8 protein-coding genes are annotated in these 6,881 nt (G+C 70.5%); 3 read left to right on the top strand and 5 right to left on the bottom strand.

The genetic code is table 11. The features are described 5' to 3' along the window. Window positions 1-222, top strand: a 222-nt coding sequence (locus tag E4P42_RS21635; protein ID WP_209305842.1) for a hypothetical protein, incomplete at its 5' end; no start/stop codon positions are given. 3 nt (window positions 223-225) lie between these two features. On the opposite strand, the gene E4P42_RS21630 is transcribed toward E4P42_RS21635, so the two are convergent. After that, window positions 226-1,671 (bottom strand): YdiU family protein, encoded by a 1,446-nt coding sequence (locus E4P42_RS21630; RefSeq protein ID WP_209305844.1) that lies wholly within the window; start codon window positions 1,669-1,671, stop codon window positions 226-228. A gap of 62 nt (window positions 1,672-1,733) precedes the next feature. Further along, complete coding sequence (locus E4P42_RS21625) at window positions 1,734-2,645, bottom strand: manganese catalase family protein (RefSeq protein ID WP_135128140.1); 912 nt, start codon at window positions 2,643-2,645, stop codon at window positions 1,734-1,736. 189 nt (window positions 2,646-2,834) lie between these two features. On the opposite strand from E4P42_RS21625, the gene E4P42_RS21620 reads away from it, so the two are divergent. Beyond that, window positions 2,835-3,566 carry a hemerythrin domain-containing protein gene (locus E4P42_RS21620; RefSeq protein WP_135128139.1) on the top strand — a complete coding sequence of 244 codons (732 nt, stop codon included), beginning with the start codon at window positions 2,835-2,837 and terminating at the stop codon, window positions 3,564-3,566. 6 nt (window positions 3,567-3,572) lie between these two features. Here the strand turns inward: E4P42_RS21620 and E4P42_RS27600 are convergent, their stop codons facing one another. After that, window positions 3,573-3,707, bottom strand: coding sequence for a hypothetical protein (locus tag E4P42_RS27600; RefSeq protein WP_256371173.1), 135 nt, complete (start codon window positions 3,705-3,707; stop codon window positions 3,573-3,575). A gap of 102 nt (window positions 3,708-3,809) precedes the next feature. Here E4P42_RS27600 and E4P42_RS21615 point away from each other — a divergent pair, with 102 nt between their 5' ends. Beyond that, on the top strand, window positions 3,810-4,985 hold the full coding sequence (locus tag E4P42_RS21615; RefSeq protein WP_135128137.1) for an NAD(P)/FAD-dependent oxidoreductase: 1,176 nt from the start codon (window positions 3,810-3,812) through the stop codon (window positions 4,983-4,985). Here the strand turns inward: E4P42_RS21615 and E4P42_RS21610 are convergent. Continuing rightward, the gene (locus E4P42_RS21610) at window positions 4,940-5,848 is read right to left on the bottom strand and encodes a sugar phosphate isomerase/epimerase family protein (protein WP_135128136.1); all 909 of its coding nucleotides are present in this window, start codon (window positions 5,846-5,848) and stop codon (window positions 4,940-4,942) included. The genes E4P42_RS21615 and E4P42_RS21610 overlap by 46 nt on opposite strands. Before the next feature lies 1 nt (window position 5,849). Further along, window positions 5,850-6,872 carry a Gfo/Idh/MocA family protein gene (locus tag E4P42_RS21605; RefSeq protein ID WP_135128135.1) on the bottom strand — a complete coding sequence of 341 codons (1,023 nt, stop codon included), beginning with the start codon at window positions 6,870-6,872 and terminating at the stop codon, window positions 5,850-5,852. Window positions 6,873-6,881: the final 9 nt, after the last annotated feature.

The raw sequence follows: 6,881 nt of genomic DNA, 5'->3' as shown, positions 1-6,881 counted from the left end.
GTGGCCGGCCCGCAGGGCGCCGCGGGCGCTATCCCGGGTGGTCCCGGCGGTGCGGCCGGACCCGCCGGTGCGGCGGGGACGATCCCGGGTGGCCCGGGTGGGGTGGCCGGTCCCGCGGGTGCCGCGGGAGCTATTCCGGGTGGCCCCGGCGGCGTGGCCGGACCCGGCGGCGCGACCGGCTGTATCCCCGGCGTCGGCTGCGGGTCGGTCCCCGCGCCCTGACGCTCAGGTACCGCAGAACGTGCGGTACTTGCCGAACTCCTCCGGAGCGGGTTCGGCGTAGCGCTCCAGACCGGGCCGTTCGTCGAACGGCCCGGTCACCGCGCTGAGCAGCCGGCCGAGCGATTCGAGGTCGCCGCCGGTCGCGGCGGTGAGCGCCTCCTCCACCAGATGGTTGCGCGGTATGTAGACGGGGTTGACCCGGTCCATCGCATCGCCGTCCGGTGCCAACGCGCGCCAGCGCGCGAGCCAGGCGTCGAACCGGGCCAGGTCCAGGAACAGCCCCCGGGCCGGCTCCGCGTCGCCGCGTGCGGCGCGCGCGAGCGCGCGGAAGAACGTGGTGTAGTCGATATGGCTCTGCTGCAACAACTCCGGCATCTCGTCGAACAACGCGATGACGTCGGCGTCGGCCGGTCCCGCCAGCCCCAGCTTGGCGGTCATCCCGGCCACCCAGAACGCTTCGTAGCGCGCCTGGAAGCCGCGCAGCGTCTCCTGCGCGAAGTCGACCGCGTCGTCGAGGTTCTCGCAGAACAGCGGCAGCAGCGTCTCGGCGAAGCGCGCGAGATTCCACAGTGCGGCCGCCGGCTGTTGGCCGTAGGCGTAACGGCCCCAGAAGTCGATCGAGCTGAACACCGTGTCGGGGTCGTAGACCTCCATGAACGCGCACGGCCCGTAGTCGATGGTCTCGCCGGAGATCGTCATGTTGTCGGTGTTCATCACCCCGTGCACGAAGCCGACCAGCATCCACTGTGCGACGAGCCGCGCCTGCGCGTCGAGAACCGCCTCGAACAGGGCCCGGTAGGGGTTCTCGGCGTCGGCGGCCTGCGGGTGGTGCCGGCTGATGGCGTGGTCGGCGAGCCGGCGCAGCAACGCGGAATCGCCCGTGGCCGCGGCATATTGAAAGCTGCCGACCCGTAGGTGGCTGCTGGCCACCCGGGTCAGCACCGCCCCGTCGAGCTTGGTCTCCCGGATCACCGGCCGACCGGTGGCCACCACGGCCAGCGACCGCGTGGTCGGGATGCCCAGCGCGTGCATCGCCTCGCTGACGATGTACTCGCGCAGCATCGGGCCGACGGCGGCGAGCCCGTCACCGGCCCGCGCGAACGGGGTGTGCCCGGACCCCTTCAGATGCAGGTCGCGGGTGCGGCCGGTGGTGTCGACGAGTTCGCCGAGCAGCAGGGCCCGCCCGTCGCCGAGGCGCGGGGCGAAGCCGCCGAACTGATGGCCGGAGTAGGCCTGCGCCACGGGAGTGGCGCCGCTGGGCACCGAGTTGCCGACCAGCAGGCGCACCCCCTCGGGGGTGCGCAGCCAGTCGGTGTCGAGGCCCAGGTCGCCGGCGAGCGGCTCGTTGAGCACGAGCAGCCGCGGCTCCGGGGCCTCCTCGGCGCGCCAGCGGACCGCCATCTCCGGCAGCTCCCGCGCGAACCGATCATCGAGGACAAGGCTTTTCACCGACGCGACACTCACCTCATCCAGACTACGGCGTGGTTCCCTAGGTCTTGTCTAGGTCTTGTCTAGGTCTTGTCGGGGTCGACCGCGTCCTTGAGCTTGCCCATCAGCCCCTTCTCGGTGCCGAGGGAGGGCGTGCGCGGCTCGCCCATCGCTCCGTCGTAGGTGACGTAGAGCTTGGGGTCCGGCGGCGGTCCGGACTGCCGGTCGCCCAGCGGCTGCGGATCGGCGAGGAACTTGCCGGTGTGCCTGCCGTCGGGCAGTGGGCCGTTCACCCAGCGACCCTTGTCGGAGTCCGCACCGTCGGACAGGTGCCACAGCGTGCTGGCGTGCTCGGTGTACTCCTCGTCGAACAGATCGTTCGGTGCCACGACGCCCTCCAGCCCGTCGGCCTGCAGTTCCTCGATGGCGGCCAGCCACATGTTCTGGTGGTAGGTGTCGCGGGCCAGGTTGAACTTCAGCATCGCCTTGACGCCCGGATCGTCGGTCATGTGCCAGAGGCGGGCGGTCTGCACACGGCCCTGCGCCTCGGCGGCCACGTTGGCATAGAAGTCGGCGAGCAGATTGCCCGACGCCACAACGTATTTGCCGTTCCACGGCGAGCCCTGGCTGTCCGAGAGCGTCGGCGCGCCACCGGAGATGATGGCCTGCTGCGGGTCCATGCCGCCCATCACGGCGGCGACCACGGGATCACCCAGCGCATTCTCGGTCGCGTCGGTGGCCGGCGCGCTCTCCAGCAGGCGCGCGCACATGGTGGCGATCATCTCGACGTGGCCGATCTCCTCGGTCGCCACGTCCATGATCAGGTCCTTGTACTTGCCTTTCATGCGGCAGTTCCAGCCCTGCATGAGGTACTGCATCGTCACGGTCATCTCGCCGAAGGCGCCGCCGAGCAGCTCCTGGAGTTTGCGGGCGTAGACCGGGTCCGGCTTTTCTGGTTTGACATCGAACTGCATGTAATCGGTATGGCGAAACATCGGCACTCCACAACTGGTTGCAATTGACCGCGCGGGGCGGCCTCCCGACCGCCGCAGGTTTCTCTACGGCAAGCCCGCGATACCCGAGGTAAGGCAGGGCAAACAGTCCGTCCCGATCTGATTTTCGGTTCTGCCGTCACGTTTGGTCGGGGCGGCAGTGGGCACAGCGTCGCCACGGAAGGAGCCTCCATGACCGCATCACTGGCCGATCAGAACCTCGAGCAACTGGGCGGACCGCACAGCGTGCTCACGCGCCAGAAGCGCGACCACATCGAGTTGGACCGGCTGCTGCACCGGATCGACGCGTCCTCGGGCGACGAACGGCGCGGCTACCTCACCGACCTGTGCCGGCTGGTGTTCCCGCACGCCTTCGCCGAGGAGTCGGTGTTGTGGCCGGCCATCCGCAAGCTGGTGCCCCGGGGCGAGGCGCTCACCCTCGAGATCGAGCAGGAGCACCAGGAGATCAACGAACTGTTCACCGAACTGGAGAAGCTGCCGCCCGCGGACCCACGCCACCAGGAATTGTGGGGGCGGATCAAAAGCCTTCTGCGCGAGGATGTCCGCGATGAAGAGGACCGGCTGCTACCCCTGCTGCAGGACGTCGCCGACCGGCGCACCCTGGTGCAGCTGGGCTGGGCGTGGGAGGCGGTCCGCCGGACCGCCCCGACCCGGCCGCATCCGGTGGTGGCCCGCCGGCCGCCGGGCAACGTGGTGGCCGCGGCGCCGCTGACGGTCCTCGACCGCAGCCGCGATCAGCTCGATCGCGTGGCGCGGCGCACGACGGGCCGGGCCCGAGGCGTGTTCACGGGTGTCAGCACCGGGCTCGCCCGGGTGGCCGGTGCCATCGAACACATCCCGCCGCTGACGCGCGGCGAGGACCCCAGCACCAACTCGCCCAGGCGGCCGGAAGAGCAGGGCTGAGCGCGGCTAGTCCCCGTCCGCCGCGCCCTGATCCTCGGCGTCGCGCACACCCTCCGGCGGCGGGGTCGAGTAACCGGGGCTCGCCGACGGCACTCCGGTGTCCTGGGCGGTGTCGTCGGGCGTCGGTTCCGGTGAGCTCATGCGGTCCTCCTGGTCGCGGGTGATCGTCGCGGCAAGGACTACCCGAAGCGCCGTCGCGGAAACCGGGGCATAACCGGGCGCGGCTGAGGGAACCCGCCGACGGTGTCTGCTTCCGCACCGCGCCACGAGCGCGTAATCGTCGTGGGCGCCGGGCCGTGCGGGCTGGGCGTCGCGCGGCAGCTCCGGCGCCGCCGCAGCATCGACGCGCTGGTGCTCGACCGTGCGCCGGCGCCGGCGCAGACGTGGCGGGACCGCTACGAGGGGTTCCGGCTCAACACCTGCGGTTTCTGGTCCCATCTGCCCGGCCAGCGGATTCCGCGGCGGTACGGGCGTTGGCCCCGGCGCGACGACATGGTCGACTACTTCGACGATTACGTTCGGCGCCAACAGCTGCGGCTGGCGCTGGGTGTCGACGTCGACCGCATCGACCGGTCCGATGCCGGGTGGCTGTTGACCACCGACGGCGACACCTACACCGCGGACGCCGTGGTGATCGCGACGGGCAACTATCACACCCCGGCGGTGCCGCCGTGGCCCGGCATGGAGGGGTTCACCGGACGGCTGTTGCACTCCGCGGACTACCGCAACGCCTGGCCGTTCGCCGGTCGGGACGTCCTGGTGGTCGGCGCAGGAAACTCCGCAACCGACATCGCGCTGCAACTCAGCGACCGGGTGGCGCGCCGGGTGCGGATGGCGGTCCGCACCCCACCGCATCTGGTGCCGCGGTCGGCCGCCGGTGTGCCCATCGACGCGTTCAGTCCCGCCTTCAGCCGACTGCCCGTCGCGATCCTCGACCACGCGGCCGCCGCCTTCCGCCGCCTGCGCTTCGGCGACCTCACCTCGTTCGGCCTCCCGGAACCCGAGCACGGCATCTACCGCGCGCTGCTCGACGACGCCAGCATCCCGACGCTGGGCGACGAGCTGGTGCCGCGTGTCAAGGACGGCACCATCGAGATCGTCTCGGCCGTCGAGTCGTTCGTCGCCGACAGCGTGATCCTCGCCGACGGCACCCGCATCACCCCGGAGGTGGTGATCGCCGCGACCGGATACCGGCACGGCCTGGAGTCGATGGTCGGGCACCTCGACGTGCTCGATGAGGACGCCAAGCCCGTCGTCAATGGATTGCCCAGTGCCGCAGCGGGTCTGTGGTTCGTCGGGTACGACGAACCACTCATCGGACCGTTGAACTCGTTCCGTCGTCAGGCCGGGCCGGTGGCCGCCGACATCGCCGGCTACCTCGACGCGGGTCGACCGGCCTCGGTGTACCGGCCGACGTAGTCCCGCATGGTCTTGAGCTGGTAGCGCGACACCTCCTCGGCGGTCTCGTTCTCGGCGAACACCGACGACACCATCACCGTGTCGGGCCGGTCGTAGAAGCCGAGTTCGGCCAGGCGGCCGAAGAACTCGTCCCAATCGAGGTCACCGTCACCGATCTTGAGGTGCTGGTGCACCCGCACCGGGTTGCCCGGCGGGTTGGTGATGTAGCGCAGGCCGTGGCTGCGGTGGTGGTCCATGGTGTCGGCGACGTGCACCAGGCGCAGCTTGTCCCCGGCGGCGCGCATGATGTCGGTCATCGTGACACCCGTCGTGCCGGTCATGTGGTAGGTGTGGCACGCCACGTACACCATCCCGACGTTCGGTGAGTTCAGCCCGCGGATGATGCGCAGCGCCTCGAGCCCGTCCTCCACGAAGTCGTCGGGGTGCGGGTCGATGCGCACATCGATGCCTTCGCGTTCGAAGATCGGCAGCAGCTCCTCCATGGAACGGAAGAACGCCCGCTCGGACTCCTCCGGCTTCTCGGGCCGGCCGGAGAACTCGGTGTTGATGACGTTGACGCCGAGGTCGACGGTGATCTGGATGACCCGCTTCCAGTTGCGCACCGCCGCCTCCCGGGCGTCCTCGTCGGGCCCCGACCAGCGCAGCACCGGCAGCACCGAGGCGATGCCGACGCCCGCGTCGGCGCATGCCGTGCGGAACTTCGTCACCAGCGCGTCGTCGGCGCGGGGGTGGTTGAAGAACGGGATGAAGTCGCGGTGCGGAGTCAGCTGCAGGAACTCGTAGCCCAGATCGGCCACCAGGCGCGGGAAGTCGAGCAGGTCGTGGTCGTGGTGGAACGGGGTGGGGTCCAGCGCGATCTTCATGTCAGGCCCCTGCCCGCTCGGCCAGCGTCACCGCGACCCGTTCACCGCTGTGCAGCGCCTGCACCCCGGCCTCGCACACCGCCGCGGCGGCGTAGCCGTCCCACGCGGTGGGGCCGTCGGTGTAGTCGCCGGTGGTGGCGCCGGCGCGCACCGCGTCGACCCAGCGCTGCACCTCGATGTCGTAGGCGGTGCCGAACCGCTCGCGGAAGCCGGGGGTGATGGCCCCGCCCCAGCGTCCGTCGGCCGTCTTGCGGACCAGGCCGACGTCCAATCCGATGGTGGCGCTGCCGTGTTCGCCGACCACCTCGGTGCGAACCTCGTAGGCGACGCCGGTGGTGACGAACAGTTCGGCATCGACGTGGCGGCCGCCGGAGGTCTCGAAGATCGCGATCTGCGGATCCTGCAGCCCTTGCGGCGCAGACGGATTCGCGCCCGGACGCAGTATCCGCACCGCGGTGATCTCCTCACCCAACAGGAACCGGGTGACGTCGACCTCGTGCACCAGCGAGTCCTTGACGATCATCTCGGAGGTGAAGGTCGGCGGCACCGCGGGGTTGCGGTGCACGCAGTGCAGCACCAGCGCTCGGCCCAGCTCACCGGAGTCGATCAGCGCCTTGAGCGAGGCGTATTCGGGATCGAAGCGGCGCATGAAGCCGACCTGGATCAGGCGGATGCCCAGGTCGGCTTCGCGGCGCACGATGTCCAGCGCGGTGTCGACGTCGGTGGTCAGCGGCTTCTCGCACAGCACCGGCTTGCGGTGCTCGAGGCAGGCCAGCAGCTGCTTCTCGTGCACGGGTCCCGGGGTGGCGAGCAGCACCGCGTCGACGTCGTCGGCGGCGATCGCGTCGAGCGGGTCGACGGCCACGCGGGCGCCCGCAACCGTATCGGCCACGGCCTGGGCGCGTTCGACGACGTAGTCGTTGACGACGCTGACGCGGGCGCCGGCGATGCGGCGGGTGATGCGCTCGACATGGTCGGCGCCCATCATGCCGACCCCGAGGACGGCGATGCGGAGGTCTGTCATGGCGGTCGG

The organism is Mycobacterium sp. PS03-16 (genome assembly GCF_004570325.1).
Taxonomy (GTDB): domain Bacteria; phylum Actinomycetota; class Actinomycetes; order Mycobacteriales; family Mycobacteriaceae; genus Mycobacterium.
Note: the sequence above shows the minus strand (reverse complement) of the source record. Positions and strands in the feature narration are given on the sequence as shown.

Bases quoted from the DNA above. Each gene is read 5' to 3' on its own strand.
- E4P42_RS21625 (WP_135128140.1), bottom strand. From the start codon at position 2,645: ATGTTTCGCCATACCGATTACATGCAGTTCGATGTCAAACCAGAAAAG.
- E4P42_RS27600 (WP_256371173.1), bottom strand. From the start codon at position 3,707: ATGAGCTCACCGGAACCGACGCCCGACGACACCGCCCAGGACACCGGA.
- E4P42_RS21605 (WP_135128135.1), bottom strand. From the start codon at position 6,872: ATGACAGACCTCCGCATCGCCGTCCTCGGGGTCGGCATGATGGGCGCC.
- E4P42_RS21620 (WP_135128139.1), top strand. From the start codon at position 2,835: ATGACCGCATCACTGGCCGATCAGAACCTCGAGCAACTGGGCGGACCG.
- E4P42_RS21610 (WP_135128136.1), bottom strand. From the start codon at position 5,848: ATGAAGATCGCGCTGGACCCCACCCCGTTCCACCACGACCACGACCTG.